Genomic DNA, 19912 nt, shown 5'->3' on the forward strand with positions numbered 1-19912 from the left:
AAGCCTTAATCAAATTGACATCAGCGGTATGAATAATTTGCTTTTCTTCCTACAAAATCGCAAAACAAACATGCCTCAGCCACTTTGCCGGCACCCTCTTTTGCTGGCTGCATTCCTGAATGGCGCGGCGTTCGCGCACGACGCCCCTCCGGGCCACTTGCCAGAGGTGGAGATCAGCGGCCCGCGGGACGCCACCATCGGTAGCGCCGACAGCGCCAGCGAGGGCGCCGCCGACAAGCAATCGTTCCAGTCACGCCCCAAGCTGCGGCCCGGCGACATCGTCGAAGCCGTGCCCGGCGTGGTTGCCACCCAGCACTCGGGCGACGGCAAGGCCAATCAGTACTTCCTGCGCGGCTTCAACCTGGACCACGGCACCGACTTCGCGGTCACCGTCGATGGCATGCCGGTGAACATGCCGACCCACGGGCACGGCCAGGGTTATGCCGATCTCAACTTCCTGATTCCCGAACTGGTCTCGGGCGTGCGCTACCGCAAGGGCCCCTACTTCGCCGACAGCGGCGATTTCTCGCTGGCGGGCAGCGCCAGCCTCGACTACGTCAGCGCGCTGGACGCGCCCTTTGCCGAAGTGACGCTGGGCTCGCACAACTTCCGCCGCCTGGTGGCCGCCGGGTCGCGCACGGTGGACGACCGCACCTGGCTGGGCGGCATCGAAGTCGAGGGCAACAACGGCCCCTGGGACGTGGCGGAGAACCTGAAGAAGATCAACGCGGTGGTGCGCTATTCACAGGGCTCGCAGCAGCGCGGCTTCAGCGTCACCGGCATGGCCTACCGCAGCAGTTGGACCGCGACCGACCAGATCCCGCAGCGGCTGATCGACAGCGGAGACATCGGCCGCTTCGGCTCGCTGAACAACACCGACGGCGGCAGCACCCGGCGCCTCAGCCTGTCAGGCAAATGGTTTGACAAGGGACCGCAGGGCGACACGCAGCTGGGCTTCTACGCCATGGACTACCGCTTCGACCTGTTCTCGGACTTCACCTACTTCCTGAACAACCCGGTCAATGGCGACCAGTTCGAGCAGGTGGACCGGCGCCAGGTCTATGGCGCGCATGCGTCACGCAGCATGGCCAACCGCGTGGGCGGGCTGAGCGGCCTGCTGAGCTACGGCGTGCAATGGCGCGGCGACCGCATCGGGCAGGTGGGCCTGTACAACACCGAGGCGCGCGAGCGCCTGTCCACCGTGCGCGACGACAAGGTGTCGCAGGACCTGTTCTCGGTGCATGCCCAGCAACTGCTCAGTTTCACCGACAGGCTGCGCGGCTATGCGGGCCTGCGCGGCGACCTGCTGCGCTACGACGTGAAGGGCCGCGAGGCGGTGAACGGCGCGGCCAACAGCGGCAGCGGCCACGACGCCATCGTCAGCCCCAAGTTCGGCCTGGCCTACACCGTCAACCCGGCGAACGAGCTGTATGTCAATGCCGGCGTGGGTTTCCACAGCAACGACGTGCGCGGCGCCACCATCCGCGTCGATCCGCAATCGGGCCTGCCTGCCGACCGGGTGCCGGCGCTGGTCAAGGGCACCGGTTCGGAGATCGGCTGGCGCTACCAGCCCAGCGAAGACACCAGTGCCACGCTGGCGCTGTGGCAGTTGAAGCTGGATTCGGAGCTGGTCTACGTCGGCGATGCCGGCACCACTGAACCGGGCCGCGCGAGCCAGCGCAGCGGCGTGGAAGCCACGCTGCGCCAGCGCCTCAACTCGGCCTGGAAAGTCGAACTGGACGCAGCCCTTTCACGGGCGCGGTTCCGGGGCGACGCGCCTGCCGGCGAAGGCAACTATGTCGACAACGCCGTCGAGCGCGTGCTGGCCGCCGGCCTGACCTACCAGTCCGGCCCGCTCACCGCATCGCTGCGGCTGCGCTACCTGGGCCCTCGTGCGCTGGACACCCTCAACACGGTGCGTTCGCAGTCCGCGACCTTGCTGAACCTGGGGACCCGCTACCGGGTCAACCACCACCTGACCCTGGGCCTGGACGTGTTCAACATCGCCGGGCGCAAGGGCAACGACATCGAGTACTACTACGCCTCGTGCACCGCCCGCGAAGTGGCGGGCGGCAACTGCGGTGGAGGTGTGGACGACCGGCATGTGCACCCGATGGAGCCGCGCACGGTGCGGATCAGCGCGCGAATGACGTTCTGAGCCCGTTACAGGGGCTTCTTGCGGGCGCGGCGCGGCCTGGCCTAAACTGGCAGACACAACAAGGAGACACGCCGTGAGCACCACCACGCCTGAAGCCGTCGACCCGCGCAGCTTCACGAGCTTTGCCGAGTTCTATCCGTTTTACCTCAACGAGCACCGGAATCGCACCTGCCGCCGCCTGCATTTCCTCGGCTGCAGCTTGGCGCTGGTCTGCCTCGCCGCGCTGGCCGCCACCGGCCAGCCGCTGTGGCTGCTGGCCGGCCTGCTGTGCGGCTACGGCTTCGCCTGGGTCGGCCATTTCGGCTTCGAGAAGAACAAGCCCGCCAGCTTCAAGCGCCCGCTGTACAGCTTCATGGGCGACTGGACGATGTACAAGGATGTCTGGACGGGCAAGATCCCGCTCTGAGCCCGCCTCCACCTTTCCCTAATCCCGGGCCGGCACCATGGGCAGCAGCACCTGCGAGGGATGCTGCGCCGACAGATGCAGGCTGTTGCGCGCCTTCTGCCGGGGTCCGGCGCTGCCCTCGGGCGCACCGGTGTTCGGGTTCACGTCGAAGCGCGGAAAGTTGCTGCTCGAAATGTCCAGCCGGATGCGATGCCCCTTGCGGAACAGGTTGGACGTCGGCATCGGTTCGATCGTGATCTCGGCCACCTCGCCCGGCGCCAGCCATTGCGGCTCCTCCCACGAGCGCCGGTAGCGGCAGCGCAGGATGCCGTCGGTCAGGTTCATCGCATAGCCCTGCGGGTGATCGGCGCTGGGCGGGTACACATCGATCAGCTTGGCGGTGAAATCGGTGTCGGGCGCGCTCGACGACACCCACAGCCGGATGCTCACCGGCCCGGTGATTTCAATGTCCTGCTGCAGCACCGGCGACTGGAACACCAGCACGTCCTCGCGCTCCGCCAGCGGCCCGAAAATCGGCCCGGCACCGAACAGGCCGGCGTGGGTGCGCTGGTCGTAGGCGCCAGCCACCATGAGCGGCTCACCCGAGGTGATCGAGCCACCAACGGTGGGCACCGGGTGCGCCGGATCAAACTCGTAGCTCAGCACGGCCTCGTTTGCGGCAGGCTGCGTTGACAGCGTGCCGTCGGCGTGCAGGAACCAGGGCGTGAACCGCGTGCCGGGCAGCGGCCAGTCCGGGGCCGCATGCCAGCCGCCGCCGTGGTCCAGCCGCCCTTCGGGCGTGCGCCGCCCCGAGCCGCCGCCCATGCGAAAGTAGCGCACGGCCGCGTCCTGCCCGGGCGGCATGGGCCGCCCCTTGAGCCAGTGGTCGAACCAGGCCAGCCGCATCTGCACATAGTCCTCGGCCAGCGAACCGTCCAGCGTGGCCGCGGCCCCGAAATCGACGTTGCCCGCGTGCGTGACGCTGCGCTCGCCATGCGTCCATGGGCCGAGCGCCATGCGTGCCAGGCCCCGGGGCCGGCTGGAGATGCCGAGGTAGTTGTCGGTGGTGGTCTGGGCGTAGGGATCCCACCAGCCGCACAGCAGCATGACCGGGATGCCGTCGAACGCATCGTAGTGCCCTGCCGCGTAGAGCTCGGGCTGGCGCCAGTAGTCGTCGAAGCTGCCGCGCTCCCACTGCTCGAACAGGTACTCCTCGTACTCGGGCGCCCACTGCAGCGGCGAGTCGCCGCGCGTCCACGGCAGCCGCTTGAACCAGGCGCCGATGTCCGCCGCCGCCAGGGCCTGCTGCGCCGCGGCGTCGGACTGGTTGATGCCGTTCTGCGCATTGCGGAACGCCCAGGTGGCCTGCTTGAGCTCGAACGCTCCGCCATGCCGGATGCCGCCGCGGAAGGCATTGGAAAACCCACCGCACTCGAGGAACATGGCCTTCAGCCCCGGCGGCCGCTGGCTCGCCAGCGCCGTCTGGGTGTGAGCCGCATACGACAGGCCGTAGGTGCCGACGCGGCCGTTGCACCAGGGCTGGCCGGTGATCCAGGCCATCGTGTCGGCACCGTCGCGGGCCTCGCCCAGGTACTTGGTGAACTGGCCTTCCGAATCGAAGCGCCCGCGGCAGTCCTGCACCACCACGGCATAGCCCTGCCGCGCGAACCGGGCCGCCACTTCGCTCCGGCGCATCGGCCGCGGATCGGCGGCGCTGCGCTCGCGCCGGGTTTCGGCATCCTTTCCATAGGGCGTGCGTTCCAGCAGCACGGGCAGCGCTGCCTCGGCCGCGGGCCGGTACAGGTCGGTGGCCAGATGCACGCCGTCGCGCATGGCCACCCGCCAGGTGGTCTTGACGACGCCGCCGTCCAGGGTGATCGGTTCTTCGTTCATGGGTGGGCCCGGTCAGTCGAGCTTGAGGTTGCGGTCCTTGACGAGCTTGGCCCAGCGTGCCGTGTCGTCCTGGATGAAGCGCGCCAGCTCCTGCGAGGTCGTCGGCGCAGGCTCGGCGCCCTGGGCGATCAACTGGCTTGCCACCTCGGGATCGCCGAGGGCACGCTGCAACATGGCGCTGGCACGGGCGATCACCTCTGGCGGCGTGCGGGCCGGCGCGAACAGCGCATACCAGATGTCGTATTCGAAGCCGGGCACGCCCGCCTCGGCCATCGTGGGCACGTCGGGCAGTGCGCGCGAGCGCTTCGCGCTGGCCACCGCCAGCGGCGTCAGCTTGCCCGCCTTGATCTGCTGGACCACGCTGGGCACGGCGTTGATGCCCAGCTGCACATGTCCGCCCACCAGCTCGTTCACGGCCGGAGCGCCGCCCTTGTAGGGAATCTGCACCATGCGCGTGCCGGTGGCCGCCTGGAACATCTCCATGGACAGATGGCCCGGGCTGCCGTTGCCGCTGGAGCTGTAGTTCAGCGACCCGGGGTTCTTGCGCGCCAGCGCAATCAGCTCCTGGACCGAGTGCGTGTTGAGGCTCGGGTGCGTCGTCAGGATGGGGATGTTGATGAGCACGCGGCCCACCGGCGCGAAATCGCGCGCGGGGTTGTAGGCCAGCTTGCTGGACAGCAGCGGCGCCGTCACGATGCCCGAGCCGGCGCCCAGCAGCAGCGTGTAGCCGTCGGCGGGTGCCGCCGCCACGGCCTGCATGCCGGGCACGCCGGGGCGGTTGTCGATGATGACCGGCTGGTGCCACAGGTCCGACAGCTTGCGCGCCACCACGCGCATGGCTGCGTCGGCCGCGGCGCCTGCGGGAAACGGCACCACGATGCGCACCGGCTTCTCGGGATAGTCCGCGGCTCGGGCGCCCGGCAGCGCCAGCCCCGCCAGCAGCAGGAGCATCAGGAATGGCTTGAATCTGTTCATTGGAAGGCTCCAGGGTACATGCCGGGCGGGCCGGCGGGTCAGAAATCGTGGCGGATGCCTGCGCCGATCGCGCGCACGGCAACGTTGCTGCGGCTCGAATCGATGCCGTCGCGGTCGACGAAGGCCTGCAGCTCGGTGCGCTTGGACAGCGCATAGGTATAGGCGAGTTGCTGGCGCTTGCGCTGGCCGTTCAGGGAGGTCTGCACATCGCGCTGCATCACGTTGAGCACTACCGCGTGCAGGCCCTGGCTGTACTTGGCGCCCACCAGCCGGTAGCCCACATCGGCGCGGCTGCTGCCGGGCTTGTTCTGGTACTGGTCGCGCCCGACCAGCACATACGGCTCGATCGCGCCGAAGCTGTAGCGCAGGCCCGCCTGCCACTTGCTGGAGAACTCGTTGAGCAGCAGCCCGCCCGGGCGCGTATCTTTGCCATAGCCGATGCCGGCGGTCCAGGGGCCGCTGGCGTAGTTCAGGCCCAGGTCCAGCGACTTGGCGCCGTTTTCCTCGTCGGGCGTCTTCGGGTCGCCGCGCAGGTAGTAGCGTGCACGCACGTTGAAGCCGCCCCAGGCCGGGCTCTGGTAGCCGATCGCGTTGGAGGTGCGGTTGCGCGCGTTCAGCATCGAGGTGCCGATGGCCGTCGCGCCGGCGTCATTGGCGGCGAACGAGGTGATGGCCGTCACCTGCGAGTACAGCGGCGAGCCGGTCGGGTTGGCCGAATCCAGCCGCCCCAGCGCCAGCGTGCCATAGCTGCCGCGCAGGGCCACGTAGCTGTTGCGAAAGGCCGGCACGGTGGCGTTGCCGCTGTCCGCATCGATCCCCATCTCCAGGCCGAACAGCGCGGCAGCGCCGCCGCCCAGGTCCTCGCTGCCGCGAAAGCCCAGCCGCGAGGCATTGTCCCGCTCCTCCAGGACCCGGCTGCCGTCACCGTTCTTGAGGCTGTTGACGGTCAGGCGGATCTGGCCATAAACCTGCACGCCCTGCGCTGCCGCCTGCGACAGGGCTACCACCGCCAGGCCCGCGGCAGCCGCGGTGCGGATGAACATCTGCTTCATTGAATCTCGCTCCTCGTGTTGAAAATTTGAGTCGGCGGATTCTCTGGCGGGGTGCGCACTCCCACAACGGTATGACGGTTGCGCATGACCCCATGCGATTTGCGGCAGACTTGCCTCGGGCAGGCGCCCCTGCAAAGATAGGGTCGTTTCACCCCATCTTCAGCGTATGAATTTCAAGCAGTTGGAAGCCTTCCAGGCCATCATGGCCAGCGGCTCGGCCACGGGCGCGGCCGAGCGCCTGGGGCTGTCGCAGTCGGCCATCAGCCGCCTGCTCGCGCAGTTCGAGGAAGATCTGGGCCTGCGCCTGTTCGTGCGCGAGAAAGGCCGGCTGGTGCCGACGCGCGAGGCCGAGGCCCTGCTGCAGGATGCGCAGGGCCTGGTGGATTCGGCCCAGTGCCTGCGCCGCCATTCCGAGCAACTGCGCCTGGGCGGCTTCAAGCGCCGCCTGCTGAAAGTGGCCGTGCCCAGCACGCTCGCCACGGCGCTCATGCCCTCGATCGCGCAGCGCTTCATGCGCGAACACCCCGACGCTGTGCTGGAGATCCTGTCGGGCTCCTACTCCGACACCGAGCGCGCCCTGCTGAGCCGCGATGCCGATGTCGGCCTGGTGCGCCTTCCGATGGAGATGCCGGGCCTGCACGCCAGCGCCTGCCTGGAATCGGATGCCGTGTGCATCATGCCGCTGGGCCATCCGCTGGAGCACCTGCCGTCGATCAGCCCGCTCGACCTGCTCGACACCACGCTGATCCTGCTGGGCCGCCAGCGCCTGATCCGCCACGAGATCGACATGGCGTTCCGCCAGGCGCGCGTGCAGCCGCGCGTGGCGATCGAGGTGCATTCGGTCAGCGTCGCCTGCAGCCATGTGGCCCAGGGCCTGGGCGTGTCGATCGTCAATGCCCTGCTGGCCAGCTACTGCCGGCCCATGGGGTTCTCGAGCCGGCCGTTCAAGCCGCGCATCAGCTACCAGCTCGGTGTGGCCACGCTCGGGAGCTCGGCACAGGCGCCGCTGAACGCCGCGTTCTCGCAGTTGCTGCTCGACGCCATCCTGGCGGCCGTGCGCCCGGAAGACCACACCCGCATCATCAGCGCGCCGGCCGCGTGAGGCGGCTCAGATCACATCCTTCAGGCCCACCGAGGCCAGCCGCCCGCTCGACCAGAAGCCGGCCGTGGTGCCCGACAGCGACAGCAGCAAGCGCCGGATGAGCGGCTCCATCACCGTGGTCTGCTCATCGGCCAGCAGCAGGTAGCGCGGCTCCTGCCCGGCTTGCGCCTCGCTGAGCTGGCCGATCCAGTCGAGCGACAGCAGCGCCTCGAGCACCGGTTCAAGCTGCAGGGCGTCGATCCGCAGAAGCTGCACCAGCTCCGTCATGGTCAGCCCCCGGACCTCGGTTGCGCGGGCGCGGTGCAACTGCTGCAGCACTTCCACCGCGAGCTGGAACTGCCAGCCCGGCGTACCGCCGCGCCGCGCCACGCCGGTCAGCAGGCTGGGCAGGTAGGCCACGATCACCGCGCCCAGCAGCACGATGATCCAGGCCACGTAGATCCACACCAGCAGGATCGGCAAGGTGGCGAAGGCGCCGTACACCATTGAGTAGGTCGGCACCATGCCGAGGTAGATCGCCAGCATCTTCTTGGCCACCTCGATGCCCGCGGCCACGAACAGCCCGCCCACCCAGGCATGGCCCCACTTGACCCGCGTGTTCGGCACGTAGTGGTACAGCGCCGCCATGCCGCCGGCCAGCAGGAAGAACTCAAGGGTGTCCAGCAGCAGGCGCACGCCGCCCGGCAGCGCCCCGACCACGCCGCGCGAAGCCGAAATCGCGTACGAGGTGATGGTCAGGCTGGCGCCCAGCAGCAGCGGCCCCAGCGTGATGGCCGCCCAGTAGATCAGCACGCGCTGCGCCAGCGGGCGCGGGCGCCGCACACGCCAGATGCCGTTGAGCGTGCGGTCGATCGTGAGGATCATCGCGATGGCCGTGACCAGCAGCACGGCCAGGCCCACGCCGCCGAGCTTGCTGGCCTGACCGGCGAACTGCGTGAGGTAGCCGATCACCTGGCGCGCGATGTTGTCGGGAATCAGGCTGTCGATCAGCCACTTCTGCAGCACCTGCTGCACCTGCGCGAACATCGGAAAGGCGGTGAACACGGCCAGCGCCACGGTGAAGAACGGCACCAGCGCGATCGAGGTGGTGAAGGTCAGGCTGCTGGCGGTGAGGCCCAGGTGGTCTTCGCGGAAACGCTCGCGCAGGGTCAGTGCCGTGGTCCTCCAGGGAAAGTGCGAGAGGTCTTTCAACAATTGCTGGAAATTCATCGCCGCTATGATGCCACCGAGATGAAAAATGACTTGAAGACCGTTGACGCCACGCGCTGGCTCGCCGTGGGCAGCCTGCTGGGCCTGATCGTGCTCGGCCTGGCCTGGGAACTGTTCCTGGCCCCGCTGCGTCCCGGCGGCTCCTGGCTGGTGCTCAAGGTGCTGCCGCTGTGCATTCCGCTGGCCGGCCTGCTGAAGAACCGCATGTACACCTACCGCTGGGTCAGCCTGCTGGTCTGGCTGTATTTCACCGAGGGCGTGGTGCGCGCCTGGAGCGACCGCGCGCCCAGCGCCTGGCTGGCCCTGGTCGAAGTCCTGCTGTGCCTGGCCCTGTTCACTGCCTGCGCGCTCCATGTGCGCCTGCGCCTGAAAAACGCATCCACCGCTCCTTGATCCATGAATGACCTGATCGACACCCTGCGCCGCCTCGTCGGCCCTGCCCACGTGCTCACCGACGGCGACCTCACGGCCTGGGAGCAGGACTGGCGCAAGCGTTCGCGCGGCAAGGCGCTGGCCGTGGTGCGCCCCGCCAGCACGGCTGAAGTCGCGGCCGTGGTCAAGGCCTGCGCCGCGGCAGGCACGAGCATCGTGCCGCAGGGCGGCAACACCGGCCTGGCCGTGGGCTCCATCCCCGACGACAGCGGCACGCAGATCGTGCTGAGCCTTGCGCGCATGAGCGCGGTGCGCGCCATCGACGAGGCCAACCTCACCCTGACGGTGGAGGCCGGCTGCGTGCTGCAGACCCTGCAGGAGACGGCGGAGAAAGCCGGTTTTCTGTTTCCCTTGAGCCTGGCGGCCGAAGGCAGCTGCACCATCGGCGGCAACCTCGGCACCAACGCGGGCGGCACCCAGGTGCTGCGCTATGGCAACACGCGCGAGCTGTGCCTGGGGCTGGAGGTGGTCACGCCTCAGGGCGAGGTGTGGGACGGCCTGTCGGGCCTGCGCAAGGACAACACCGGCTACGACCTGCGCGACCTGTTCATCGGCAGCGAAGGTACGCTGGGCGTCATCACCGCGGCCACCCTCAAGCTCTACCCGCAGCCGGCGGCCACCCTCACCGCCTGGGCCGCCGTGCCTTCGCTGGCGCAGGCCGTGGCGCTGCTGGGCCTGGCGCAGCGGCAGCTCGGCGCCGGCCTCACCGGCTTCGAGGTCATGGGCCAATTCGCGCTGAGCCTGGTGGGCAAGCATTTCTCGCAGCTGCGCGTGCCGTTCCTGGGACAGGCCGACGCGCCGTACTGCGTGCTGCTGGAGAACTCCGACAGCGAGTCCGAACAGCACGCGCGCGAGCGCTTCGAAGCCCTGCTGGAATCGGCCTTCGAGGCCGGCCACGTGATCGACGCCGTGGTGGCCGAGAACCTGACCCAGGCCCACCAGCTCTGGCATGTGCGCGAAAGCATTCCGCTGGCGCAGGCCGAGGAAGGCCTGAACATCAAGCACGACATCTCGATCCCGGTGTCCCGCATCCCCGCGTTCTGCGCCGAGACCGACGCGCTGCTGGCGCGCGAGATCCCCGGCGTGCGCCTGGTGAACTTCGGCCACCTGGGCGACGGCAACCTGCACTACAACGTGCAGGCGCCGGCCAGCGGCGATGCGCGCACGTTCCTGCGCGAGCAGGAGGACCGCGTCAACACGCTGGTGTACGACCAGGTGCGCGCGTTCAACGGCTCGATTTCAGCCGAGCACGGCATCGGCAGCCTGAAGCTCGACAAGCTACCGGCCTACAAGTCGCCCGTGGCCCTGCAGCTCATGCGCGCCATCAAGCAGGCGCTGGACCCGCAGAACCTGATGAACCCGGGCCGGGTGGTGCAGGCGCCCTGAAGCAAAAGACTCAGCAGGGCTGCGCGCCAGGCGCCGTCATGCCGGGCGCCTGGCCAGCAGGGCCCAGACCCCTGCAACCGACAGCAGCGAGCCGCCCGCGATGTGAAAGCCGCGCTGCGCCCGTGGTGACGCCAGCAGCCGCCGCGCCGAGCCGGCAAACACGGCGTACAGCGTCGCATTGAGCGTGGCCATGGTAACGAAGGTGGCGGCCAGCCCCCAGAGCTGCGGCGCCAGCGCCGCGTGCGGGTTGATGAACTGCGGCAGGAAGGCCACGAAGAACACGATGCCCTTGGGATTGAGGGCCGTGACCAGGTAAGTGTTGGCAAACAGCCGCCAGCGCGAACCCGGCACGGCCGGCGCGGCCATCAGGGCCGGCGCCATGCCGGCCCGCAGGAGCTTGATGCCGAGGTAGAGCAAGTACAGGCCCCCGGCCCACTTGACCAGCGTGAACCAGAACGCCGATGCCGCCAGCAGGGTGCCCAGGCCCAGCAGCGACACCCCCAGTGCCGTCGAATCGCCGAGCGCCACGGCGGCGACCAGCGGGATGTTGGCGCGCCGGCCATGCGCCATCGAGTAACTGATGACCGTCAGGATGGTCGGCCCGGGAATGATGAGCAGGACCGCGGACGCGGCGACGAAGGCCAGCCAGAGTTCAATGGACACGGGAACGCTCCTCGAAAAGGGGCCGCACGCCTCCAGCACGATGCGGGGGCGCGAGCTGCCAGCCGGTTTTATATCAGCTCGGCCCCCCGCACCACTGCCCTCTGCGCTCACCGGCTCGGTCCGCATAGAATTTGTCTTCCCTGGCCTGGAATGATCCCGGCCGGCACACGGGAAGCCGCGCGCTCAGGAGCGCCGGGCTCCCTCCATTGACCTGCCAGCCGCCCATGACCACCGCCCCTGCCCCCGCCTCTCGCCCGGTCCGAAGCCAGTACGAAGACTTCATGCGCCATGTGGACACCCATGGCACGCCCAAGACCGACCGCACCGGCACCGGCACGAAAAGCGTGTTCGGCTACCAGATGCGCTTCGACCTCAACGAGGGCTTTCCGCTGGTCACCACGAAGAAGGTGCACCTGCGGTCCATCATCCAGGAGCTGCTGTGGTTCCTCACCGGCTCCAGCAACAACAACTGGCTCAAGGAGCGCGGCGTCACGATCTGGGACGAATGGGCGCGGCCCGACGGCGACCTCGGCCCGGTCTATGGCGTGCAGTGGCGCAGCTGGCCCACACCCGACGGCGGCCACATCGACCAGATCGCCGAGGTCATCAAGACCCTCAAGACCAACCCCGACTCGCGCCGCATCATCGTGAGCGCCTGGAACGTGGCCGAGCTGTCGAAGATGGCGCTGATGCCCTGCCATGCCTTCTTCCAGTTCTACGTGGCGCCATCGCAGGTGGCGGGTGAGCCGGGCCGCCTGAGCTGCCAGCTCTACCAGCGCAGCGCCGACATCTTCCTCGGCGTGCCGTTCAACATCGCGAGCTACGCGCTGCTCACGCACATGGTGGCGCAGCAGTGCGGCCTGGCCGTGGGCGACTTCATCTGGACCGGCGGCGACTGCCACATCTACAGCAACCACCACGAGCAGGTGGCGCTGCAGCTGAGCCGCACGCCCTACCCCTACCCCACGCTGCACATCAAGCGCCGCCCGGCGTCGATCTTCGAGTACGAGTACGAGGACTTTGAGGTGCAGGACTACCAATGCCACGAGCCGATCAAGGCTCCCGTGGCGGTGTAGCGAGTCGCGCCATGTCTCTTCAACTTATCTTCGCGCGCGCCGCCAATGGCGTGATCGGCAAGGACGGCACCATGCCGTGGCATCTGCCGGAAGACCTCGCGCACCTCAAGCGCACCACCATGGGCGCGACGGTGGTCATGGGGCGCAAGACCTGGGAATCCATCCCGGCGAAGTTCCGGCCGCTCCCCGGGCGCAGGAACATCGTGGTGACGCGCCAGGCGGACTGGCGGGCAGCCGGCGCGGTTCGCGCCGGCTCACTGCAGGAAGCCGTGTCGCTGTGCCCGGCGGACGCTCCCGCCTGGATCATCGGCGGCGCCGAAATCTATGCACAATCCCTGCCGCTGGCCTCAATCGCCGTCGTCACCGAAATCCACTGCGATTTCGACGGCGACGCCTACGCCCCGGAGCTCGGGCCGGACTGGATTGAAACCGCGCGCGAGGACCACACCTCATCCACGGGGCTGAAGTACAGCTTCGTCACCTACAAAAAGTCTTAAGGAGATTGACATGTCCGGAGGGGGTTTCCACGTGCACGGCCCGCACGACCACGAGCTCGAGCACGCCGCGCAGGGAGAGCACGGCGAGACGGCGCACCACGGCGTCGGCGGCGGCAGCATGACCAACCAGATCGCGGTGTTCACGGCCCTCATCGCCACCGTGGGCGCGATCTTCGCCTACATGGGCGGCGCCACGCAGGCCAATGCCGGCCTGTTCAAGAACAACGCGGCCATCAAGAAGACCGAGGCCTCCAACCAGTGGAACTACTTCCAGGCCAAGAGCACCAAGCAGTCGCTGGCCGAGCTGGCGCGCGATCTTGCGCCCGAGGACAAGAAGACCGGCTACCAGGCCAAGGTGGAGCGCTACGAGAAGGAAAAGAACGAGATCAAGCTCGTGGCCGACAAGCTCGAGGGCGAATCCAAGGCCTGGGACGAGCAGTCCGACGCGCAGATGCACCAGCACCACCGCTGGGCCCAGGCCACCACGGCGCTGCAGGTGGCCATTGCCCTGGCGGCCATCGCGCTGCTGACCAAGAAGAAATGGCTGGAGTACGGCATGTTCGCCGTGGCGGGCATCGGCGTGGTGGTCGGCGGACTCGCCGCGCTACATATTTGATAGCAAGCTATCGCCATCCGACCTGGACCTCGGGTCGGAATCACTGAAAAACGACGTCCACTGCGTCGCTCGCCGGCATCCTGCCTGGCAGGGCGGCGCTTCCGAACGCGCGCGCCGCAAGTCTTGAGTCAGGTGCCGCCGTTCTGCTCGGCCGATGGCAGCAGCAGGGGCTTGGCTTCGCGTGGTTTATATAATGAAATTAATTTCATTTAATAAAACACAATGAATCACATGGATCTTCTTCCCGAGGCTTTGCTCGTGCGCCATCTCGCCGACCTGCAGCGCAAGCCGCTGCCGGCGGCCACGCGCGAACGCCTGGCGCAGGCCTTGCTGGACTGGTTCACGGCCGGCTGGTCCGCACAGGGCATGCCGGCCGCGCAGACGCTGCGCACGCTGGCGGCGGACTGCCTGGCAGGCCCCGGCACCGCGCCGGTCTTCGGCGGCGACAGCCTGCCGCCGCTGGCCGCCGGCTTCGCCAACGCCGGCATCGCCCATCTGCGCGAGATCGACGATGCGCACCGCGCCGCCATGCTGCACCCCGGCGTGGTCGCGGTCTCGCCCGTGCTCGCGCTGGCGGCCGCCCTGCCGCTGCCGCAGCGCCGCGTGGCCGACGCCATCATCGCGGGCTACGAGGTCGTGCTGCGCGTGGGCGAGGCGCTCGGTGCCCGGCACGCGGCGCGCTTCCATGCCACGGCCACGGCCGGCGCGGTCGGCGCGGCGGCCGCGGCGGGCGTGGCGCTGGGCCTGTCGCCCGGGCAACTGCACCACGCCATGGGCATCGGCGCCACGCAGTCTGCGGGCCTGTGGCAACTGGTGGACGACGAGGCGCATGAGTCCAAGTCGCTGCACCCCGCGTTCGCGGTGCGCAACGGCATGATGGCGGCCTTCGCGGCGCGCGCCGGCCTGCCGGGCGCGCGGGCCTTCGTCTCGGGGCCGCGCGGCCTGTACGCGCTGCTTGCCAGCGACGGCCCGCTGGCGGCGCTGACCGCCGGCTTCGATGCGCCCGAGCGCCTCAACACCACGACCGTCAAGGCCTGGCCCTGCTGCGCGCAGCTGTTCACGCCGCTGGACGCCGCGCGCGCCCTGATGGACGAGCACCAGCCCGCGCCGCTGGAGATCGAGTCGGTGGAGGTGGTGATCTTTCCGCACGCGCTCAAGATCGCGGGCGTGGACTGGCCCGCCAAACCGGCCGAAACCTGCTTTTCGCTGCGCTATGTGCTGGCGACGCTGCTGCGCACGGGCGGCCTGCGCATCGAGGACATGGAGGCGCCGGACCTGGCCCAGCCCGCGCTGCTGGCGCTGGCGCGCAGGATCACGGTGTCCACCGACGAAACATTCCAGCGCGCCTTTCCCGAGAAGCGCCCCTGCCGCGTCACGATCACGATGCAGGACGGCCGGCGCTTCAGCGCGCTGCGCGAACTGCGGCGCGGCGACCCCGAAGACCCGTTCAGCTGGGACCAGCTCCAGGCCCGCATGCGCAGCTTTGCGCCGCGCATGGACGACGCGGCCGCCCGGCGCATCACGGCCTGGTGCGAGGGTTTTGCCGATGCGGGCCGCGACGACGCGCCCTGCACGCCCGACGCCGCGCTGTTCGGCCCGGCCTGAGTGCGCTCAGGTGTCGGCGCCGATTACTCCTGATTTGATAGCAAACAATGACCGCCCGACGAGGACCTTCGGGCCATTTGGTTTGAAATTCGGCTGGCCGAGCACGCCGCCCGGGTTTTTCAGCCTCCCGGCTGCCAGTCGGCTGGCGGGCGGGTCGCGAAGCTCTGCTGGGCCAGCTCGCGGCGCACCACCTCCACCGCCTGCTGCTTGGCCGGGTCGCTGAAGCGCGAGGCCAGGCCGATCACCACCAGCGCGCCCAGGAACGTGCCGTCGCTGTCGAACACCGGCAGCGCCACCGACGTCATCTCGGCCACCCGCTCGGAGCGCGTCATCGCATAGCCCTTGTCGCGGATCTCGCGCGACTGCGGCGTCCTGCCGCCGGTGAAGGCGTTCAGCACATGGGCGGAGGAGCCGCCGTCCGCCAGCCGGATGCGGGTGCCGACCTCCACATGGTGGCGCACCTCCTTGGAGGTGTTCTCGCGGTACAGGCAGACCCGCTCGTCGCCGCTGCGCACGTAGAACGCCACGGTCTCGCCGGTCTGGCGCATCACGCTGTGCAGCACTGGCTGCAGCCGCGTGCCCAGGTCGAAGGTGCTGCGGTAGAGCATGCCCATGTGCAGCAGCGCCGGCCCGGGCGCATAGCTGCCGCTGTCGAAGCGATGCACCATGCGCGCGCGCACCAGCACGCCCAGCAGGCGAAGCAGCGTGGCCTTGTCCAGGCCGGTCAGCTCGGCGAACTCGCGCAACGACAGGCGCAGCCGGTCTTCATTGAAGCTCTCGAGGATCGCGATACCGCGCTCCAGCACGCCCGAGGGCGGCCTGGCCCCGGCCGCAGAGGCGTCGTCGGTCCCGCTGGCGGGTTGTTCTTCGGCAGGAGAAAGGGGGCGGGTGCGCGGCATGCGGGGAGTCTAGCTTGACAGCAGAGCTGTGGGTCTTTTATAGTTTCGATTATTAAAACATATTTTATTCAATAAAACGCATAAGCTTATGGAGACAAGCGCAGCCGCCTCGCCCGAAGCCTTTCTGGCCATGCTCGCCGGCATCGTGGGCGCCTCGCAGGTTCTCACCCGCGAGGAGGACGTGGCGCGCCACGTGAGCGACTGGCGCCGCCGCTATCCGGGCCGGGCCCGCGCCGTGGTCCGGCCCGCGAACACGCAGGAGGTGTCGCGCGTGGTGGCCGCCTGCGCGGCGCACGGCGTGCCCATCGTCCCGCAGGGCGGCAACACCGGGCTGGTCGGCGGCTCCACGCCCGACGCCTCGGGCACCGAGGTCGTGCTGAGCCTGTCCCGCATGAACGCCGTGCGCAGCGTGGACCCGCTGGACGGCAGCCTGACGCTGGAGGCCGGCTGCACCGTGCTGGCCGCGCAGGAGGCCGCCGCCGCCGCGGGCCGGCTGTTCCCGCTGTCGCTGGCCTCGGAGGGCAGCGCCACCATCGGCGGCGTGCTGTCCACCAATGCCGGCGGCGAGCAGGTGCTGCGCTACGGCAACGCGCGCGACCTCGCGCTGGGCCTCGAAGTGGTGCTGCCCGACGGCCGCATCCTCGAGGCGCTGACCGCGCTGCGCAAGGACAACACGGGCTACGACCTCAAGCACCTGTTCATCGGCGGCGAGGGCACGCTCGGCGTCATCACGGCCGCCACCTTCAAGCTGTTCGCGCCGCCGCGCAAGGTGGCCACGGCCTGGGTCGCCGTGCGCGACCCGCAGGCCGCGGTGGAGCTGCTGGCGCGGCTGACCGGTGCCGTCGGCGAGCGCGTGACGGCCTTCGAGCTGATCGGCCGCGAGGCGCTGTCCCAGGTGCTGGCCCACGCCGGCCCCGGCATGCGCAACCCGCTGGCCGACGCCCCCGCCTGGGCCGTGCTGTTCGATGTGTCCGAGGCCTCGGCCCGGCTGGACCCGACGCCGGCCGTAGAAGAGGTGCTGGGCGCCGCCATGGACGATGGCCTGGTGGCCGACGCCGTGCTGGCCGCCACCGGCGCGCAGGCCCATGCGCTGTGGGCGCTGCGCGAGCATGTGCCCGAGGCGCAGCGGCTGGACGGCCCCTCGATCAAGCACGACATCTCGGTGGCCGTGTCGCGCATCCCCGCTTTCATCGCCGAGGCCGATGCGGCGCTGCAGGCCCTGATGCCCGGCATCCGCATCTGCTGCTTCGGCCATGTGGGCGACGGCAACCTGCACTACAACCAGAGCAAACCCGCCGGCATGGCCGACGCGGATTTCCTCGCGCGCGAAGACGCGGTGCACGACGCGGTGCACGCCATCGCCGCGCGCCTGCAGGGCTCGATCTCGGCCGAGCACGGCATCGGCCGGCTCAAGCAATCGGCCCTGCTGCACCACAAGCCCGCCGTGGCGCTGGACCTGATGGCCCGCATCAAGCAGGCCGTGGACCCCGCCAACCTGTTCAACCCCGGCCGCCTGCTGCCGCGCGACCGGCTTTCATCCCACCAGGAACCTTCCCGATGACCGTTTCCGTTTTCGACATGCAATCGCTCCAGCACCTGTGGAGCACCGATGAGCTGCGCGCCATCTTCTCCGAGGAGAACCGCGTGCAGAAGTGGCTCGACTTCGAGGCCGCGCTGGCCGCCGCCCAGGCCGAGCTGGGCATCATCCCGGCCGCCGCCGCGCAGGAGATCGCCGCGGCCGCCAAGGTGCAGAACATCGACCTCGCGAAGATGTCCGCCGAGATCCGCCGCATCAAGCATTCGCTGGTGCCGGCGCTCAAGCAGTTGCAGGCCGCCTGCTCCAGGGAGAACGGCGAGTGGGTGCACTACGGCGCCACCACGCAGGACGTGGTGGACACCGGCGTGGCGCTGCAGCTCAAGGAGTTCCACGCGGTCGTGATACGCGACCTGCAGGCCGTGGGCCGGGAGCTCGCGCGCCTGGCCACGGCCCACCGCGACACGCCGATGGCGGGCCGCACGCACGGGGTGCAGGCACTGCCCATCACCTTCGGCCACAAGTGCGCGCTCTGGCTCGACGAGCTGGGCCGCCACCACGAGCGCCTGGTGCAGGCCGCGCCGCGCGTGCTGGTCGGCATGCTGGCCGGCGCCGTCGGCAGCCAGGCTTCGCTGGGCGAGCAGGCCGAGCAGCTGGAGCGCCTGATGCTCGACAAGCTCGGCCTGGGCACGCCCGCCATCAGCTGGGCGCCCGCGCGCGACCGCTTCACCGAATACACGCTGCTGCTGGCGATGGTCGGCTCCACGCTCTCGAAGATCGGCAACGAGCTGTTCAACATGCAGCGCAACGAGTTCGGCGAGGTGGAAGAAGGCTTCTCCGAGGGCAAGCTGGGCTCGTCCACGATGCCGCACAAGCGCAACCCGACCTCGGCCGAGAACCTGGCCGGCCTGTCGCGCCCGCTGCGCTACAACGCCGCGATGATGGTCGAGGGCATGGTTCAGGAGGGCGAGCGCGACGGCATCGCCTGGAAGATGGAATGGAAGGCCCTGCCCGAGTGCTGCCTGATCGCCGGCGCCATGCTGTTCCAGGCCAGGAACCTGCTGGCAGGCCTCAAGGTCAACGCCGACGTGATGGCCGCCAACCTCGACAAGATGCGCGGCTACCTGCTGTCCGAGCGCGTGATGCTGGAGCTGTCCGAACGCGTGGGCAAGCAGACCGCGCACGAATGGATCTACGAGGCCTCGATGCACGGCATCACCAGCAAGCTGAGCTTTGCCGACGCCATGCGCCAGCACAAGGGCCTGGGCGAACTGCTGACCGAAGCCGAGATCCAGGACCTGACCGACCCCGCGGCCTACCTGGGCCAGTGCGGCACCTCGGTGGACCGCGTGGTGGCGCAGCAGCAGGCCTGGCTGCAGGGCTGAAGCCGCAGCCCGGCGCAAGACACGCAACAACCCGCACCGGAGACAAAACCCATGACCCCCCTTCTCCCCCTGCGCCGCCACATGGCGCTCGCACTGGCCGCCCTGCTGGGCCTGGCCGCCCTGCCCGCGCTGGCGGCCTACCCGGAGCAGCCCGTCAAGCTGGTGGTGGGCTTTCCGCCCGGCGGCGGCGGCGACCTGTATGGCCGCCTGATCGCCAATGCGCTGTCGAAGACCCTGGGCCAGACGGTGATCGTGGAGAACCGCACCGGCGCCGGCGGCAACATCGCGGCCGACGTGGTGGCCAAGGCCAAGCCCGATGGCTACACCCTGCTGCTGGCCATGAGCGGCAACATCGCCGTGTCGCCCGCACTCAAGCCGCAGACGCTGCCCTACAAGGTGCCGGAGGACTTCGAGCCCGTGGGCCTGATCCTGGAAGCGCCGCACGGCCTGTTCGTGGCCCACAACTCGCGCTTCAAGACGGCGCGCGAGGTGCTCGCCGCCGCCCGCACGCAGAAGCTGGCCTTTGCCTCCACCGGCACCGGCGCGGCCGCCCACATCGGCATGGAGATGGTCAAGCAGCGCGCCGGCGTGGACATCCTGCATGTGCCCTACAAGGGCTCGGGCCCGGCCATCACCGACATGCTGGGCGGGCAGGTGGACATGTTCTTCGCCACCGCCTCGCCGCTGATCGGCCAGGTGCGCCAGGGCCAGCTCAAGGTGCTGGCCCTGACCGGCGACAGGCGCAGCCCCGCCCTGCCCGAGGTGCCCACCTTCAAGGAACTCGGCATCAACGTCGTGGTCACGCAGTGGTACGGCCTGGTGGCGCCGGCCGGCACGCCCAGGGACATCGTGCGCACCCTGTCGGAGCACCTGGCGCGCGCGCTGGCCACGCCCGAGGTACAGCAGGCGATCCGCAAGGACGCGGCGCTGGAAAAGAACGTGCCGGGCGACGAGTTCCGCCGCTACATCGTGGACGACATCGCGCGCTACCGCGAGGCAGCCACGCCCGAGCTGATGAAGCAGATTTCACAATGACCCTCCGGCC

At 69.1% G+C, this 19912-nt stretch carries 18 protein-coding genes; 12 read left to right on the top strand and 6 right to left on the bottom strand.

Annotated features, from left to right (window positions below):
* Positions 1–70: 70 nt before the first annotated feature.
* The gene (locus MMF98_RS12275) at positions 71–2158 is read left to right on the top strand and encodes a TonB-dependent receptor (RefSeq protein WP_243306555.1); all 2088 of its coding nucleotides are present in this window, start codon (positions 71–73) and stop codon (positions 2156–2158) included.
* A 73-nt stretch (positions 2159–2231) separates the two neighbouring features.
* Positions 2232–2564, top strand: coding sequence for an Mpo1-like protein (locus MMF98_RS12280; protein WP_243306556.1), 333 nt, complete (start codon positions 2232–2234; stop codon positions 2562–2564).
* Positions 2565–2582: 18 nt separating this feature from the next.
* Here MMF98_RS12280 and MMF98_RS12285 read toward each other — a convergent pair whose 3' ends face one another.
* From MMF98_RS12285 to MMF98_RS12295, 3 genes are read right to left on the bottom strand one after another with little or no spacing between them, the layout of a single operon-like run.
* Positions 2583–4436 carry a CocE/NonD family hydrolase gene (locus MMF98_RS12285; protein ID WP_243306557.1) on the bottom strand — a complete coding sequence of 618 codons (1854 nt, stop codon included), beginning with the start codon at positions 4434–4436 and terminating at the stop codon, positions 2583–2585.
* 12 nt (positions 4437–4448) lie between these two features.
* Positions 4449–5411 (bottom strand): Bug family tripartite tricarboxylate transporter substrate binding protein, encoded by a 963-nt coding sequence (locus MMF98_RS12290; protein WP_243306558.1) that lies wholly within the window; start codon positions 5409–5411, stop codon positions 4449–4451.
* Positions 5412–5449: 38 nt separating this feature from the next.
* Positions 5450–6454: a porin gene (locus tag MMF98_RS12295; RefSeq protein ID WP_481000462.1), complete on the bottom strand. Its 1005-nt coding sequence runs from the start codon at positions 6452–6454 to the stop codon at positions 5450–5452.
* Positions 6455–6629: 175 nt separating this feature from the next.
* Here MMF98_RS12295 and MMF98_RS12300 point away from each other — a divergent pair, with 175 nt between their 5' ends.
* Positions 6630–7565 (top strand): LysR substrate-binding domain-containing protein, encoded by a 936-nt coding sequence (locus MMF98_RS12300; protein WP_243306560.1) that lies wholly within the window; start codon positions 6630–6632, stop codon positions 7563–7565.
* 6 nt (positions 7566–7571) lie between these two features.
* On the opposite strand, the gene MMF98_RS12305 is transcribed toward MMF98_RS12300, so the two are convergent.
* Positions 7572–8774 carry a YihY family inner membrane protein gene (locus tag MMF98_RS12305; RefSeq protein ID WP_243306561.1) on the bottom strand — a complete coding sequence of 401 codons (1203 nt, stop codon included), beginning with the start codon at positions 8772–8774 and terminating at the stop codon, positions 7572–7574.
* Positions 8775–8795: 21 nt separating this feature from the next.
* Here MMF98_RS12305 and MMF98_RS12310 point away from each other — a divergent pair, with 21 nt between their 5' ends.
* Both MMF98_RS12310 and MMF98_RS12315 read left to right on the top strand, forming a co-directional pair.
* Positions 8796–9167: a DUF2069 domain-containing protein gene (locus MMF98_RS12310; RefSeq protein WP_243306562.1), complete on the top strand. Its 372-nt coding sequence runs from the start codon at positions 8796–8798 to the stop codon at positions 9165–9167.
* A 3-nt stretch (positions 9168–9170) separates the two neighbouring features.
* Positions 9171–10592 (top strand): FAD-binding oxidoreductase, encoded by a 1422-nt coding sequence (locus MMF98_RS12315; RefSeq protein ID WP_243306563.1) that lies wholly within the window; start codon positions 9171–9173, stop codon positions 10590–10592.
* A 36-nt stretch (positions 10593–10628) separates the two neighbouring features.
* On the opposite strand, the gene MMF98_RS12320 is transcribed toward MMF98_RS12315, so the two are convergent.
* Complete coding sequence (locus tag MMF98_RS12320) at positions 10629–11255, bottom strand: LysE family translocator (RefSeq protein ID WP_243306564.1); 627 nt, start codon at positions 11253–11255, stop codon at positions 10629–10631.
* 224 nt (positions 11256–11479) lie between these two features.
* Here MMF98_RS12320 and MMF98_RS12325 point away from each other — a divergent pair, with 224 nt between their 5' ends.
* The 4 genes from MMF98_RS12325 (at position 11480) to MMF98_RS12340 (ending at position 15049) form a co-directional block, all read left to right on the top strand.
* The gene (locus tag MMF98_RS12325; protein ID WP_243306565.1) at positions 11480–12331 is read left to right on the top strand and encodes a thymidylate synthase; all 852 of its coding nucleotides are present in this window, start codon (positions 11480–11482) and stop codon (positions 12329–12331) included.
* Between the two features lie 11 nt (positions 12332–12342).
* Positions 12343–12828 carry a dihydrofolate reductase gene (locus MMF98_RS12330; RefSeq protein WP_243306566.1) on the top strand — a complete coding sequence of 162 codons (486 nt, stop codon included), beginning with the start codon at positions 12343–12345 and terminating at the stop codon, positions 12826–12828.
* A 10-nt stretch (positions 12829–12838) separates the two neighbouring features.
* Entirely contained in the window at positions 12839–13444 is a 606-nt protein-coding gene (locus MMF98_RS12335) for a DUF4337 domain-containing protein (protein ID WP_243306567.1), read from the top strand.
* 231 nt (positions 13445–13675) lie between these two features.
* Positions 13676–15049: an MmgE/PrpD family protein gene (locus MMF98_RS12340; protein ID WP_243306568.1), complete on the top strand. Its 1374-nt coding sequence runs from the start codon at positions 13676–13678 to the stop codon at positions 15047–15049.
* A 119-nt stretch (positions 15050–15168) separates the two neighbouring features.
* Here the strand turns inward: MMF98_RS12340 and MMF98_RS12345 are convergent, their stop codons facing one another.
* The gene (locus MMF98_RS12345; protein ID WP_243306569.1) at positions 15169–15948 is read right to left on the bottom strand and encodes an IclR family transcriptional regulator; all 780 of its coding nucleotides are present in this window, start codon (positions 15946–15948) and stop codon (positions 15169–15171) included.
* An 88-nt stretch (positions 15949–16036) separates the two neighbouring features.
* Between MMF98_RS12345 and MMF98_RS12350 the strand changes: the two genes are divergently transcribed.
* From MMF98_RS12350 to MMF98_RS12360, 3 genes are read left to right on the top strand one after another with little or no spacing between them, the layout of a single operon-like run.
* The gene (locus tag MMF98_RS12350) at positions 16037–17509 is read left to right on the top strand and encodes an FAD-binding oxidoreductase (RefSeq protein WP_243306570.1); all 1473 of its coding nucleotides are present in this window, start codon (positions 16037–16039) and stop codon (positions 17507–17509) included.
* The gene (gene purB / locus MMF98_RS12355) at positions 17506–18867 is read left to right on the top strand and encodes an adenylosuccinate lyase (protein ID WP_243306571.1); all 1362 of its coding nucleotides are present in this window, start codon (positions 17506–17508) and stop codon (positions 18865–18867) included. Before MMF98_RS12350 ends, purB begins: the two co-directional genes overlap by 4 nt.
* Before the next feature lie 51 nt (positions 18868–18918).
* Positions 18919–19902: a Bug family tripartite tricarboxylate transporter substrate binding protein gene (locus tag MMF98_RS12360; RefSeq protein WP_243306572.1), complete on the top strand. Its 984-nt coding sequence runs from the start codon at positions 18919–18921 to the stop codon at positions 19900–19902.
* Positions 19903–19912: the final 10 nt, after the last annotated feature.

Source organism: Variovorax terrae, from assembly GCF_022809125.1.
In the GTDB taxonomy this organism is placed as follows: Bacteria; Pseudomonadota; Gammaproteobacteria; order Burkholderiales; family Burkholderiaceae_C; genus Variovorax_A; species Variovorax_A terrae.

Bases quoted from the DNA above. Each gene is read 5' to 3' on its own strand.
- MMF98_RS12275 (WP_243306555.1), top strand. From the start codon at position 71: ATGCCTCAGCCACTTTGCCGGCACCCTCTTTTGCTGGCTGCATTCCTG.
- MMF98_RS12285 (WP_243306557.1), bottom strand. From the start codon at position 4,436: ATGAACGAAGAACCGATCACCCTGGACGGCGGCGTCGTCAAGACCACC.
- MMF98_RS12290 (WP_243306558.1), bottom strand. From the start codon at position 5,411: ATGAACAGATTCAAGCCATTCCTGATGCTCCTGCTGCTGGCGGGGCTG.
- MMF98_RS12295 (WP_481000462.1), bottom strand. From the start codon at position 6,454: ATGTTCATCCGCACCGCGGCTGCCGCGGGCCTGGCGGTGGTAGCCCTG.
- MMF98_RS12300 (WP_243306560.1), top strand. From the start codon at position 6,630: ATGAATTTCAAGCAGTTGGAAGCCTTCCAGGCCATCATGGCCAGCGGC.
- MMF98_RS12305 (WP_243306561.1), bottom strand. From the start codon at position 8,774: ATGAATTTCCAGCAATTGTTGAAAGACCTCTCGCACTTTCCCTGGAGG.
- MMF98_RS12310 (WP_243306562.1), top strand. From the start codon at position 8,796: ATGAAAAATGACTTGAAGACCGTTGACGCCACGCGCTGGCTCGCCGTG.
- MMF98_RS12315 (WP_243306563.1), top strand. From the start codon at position 9,171: ATGAATGACCTGATCGACACCCTGCGCCGCCTCGTCGGCCCTGCCCAC.
- MMF98_RS12325 (WP_243306565.1), top strand. From the start codon at position 11,480: ATGACCACCGCCCCTGCCCCCGCCTCTCGCCCGGTCCGAAGCCAGTAC.
- MMF98_RS12330 (WP_243306566.1), top strand. From the start codon at position 12,343: ATGTCTCTTCAACTTATCTTCGCGCGCGCCGCCAATGGCGTGATCGGC.
- MMF98_RS12335 (WP_243306567.1), top strand. From the start codon at position 12,839: ATGTCCGGAGGGGGTTTCCACGTGCACGGCCCGCACGACCACGAGCTC.
- MMF98_RS12340 (WP_243306568.1), top strand. From the start codon at position 13,676: ATGGATCTTCTTCCCGAGGCTTTGCTCGTGCGCCATCTCGCCGACCTG.
- MMF98_RS12345 (WP_243306569.1), bottom strand. From the start codon at position 15,948: ATGCCGCGCACCCGCCCCCTTTCTCCTGCCGAAGAACAACCCGCCAGC.
- MMF98_RS12350 (WP_243306570.1), top strand. From the start codon at position 16,037: ATGGAGACAAGCGCAGCCGCCTCGCCCGAAGCCTTTCTGGCCATGCTC.
- purB (WP_243306571.1), top strand. From the start codon at position 17,506: ATGACCGTTTCCGTTTTCGACATGCAATCGCTCCAGCACCTGTGGAGC.
- MMF98_RS12360 (WP_243306572.1), top strand. From the start codon at position 18,919: ATGACCCCCCTTCTCCCCCTGCGCCGCCACATGGCGCTCGCACTGGCC.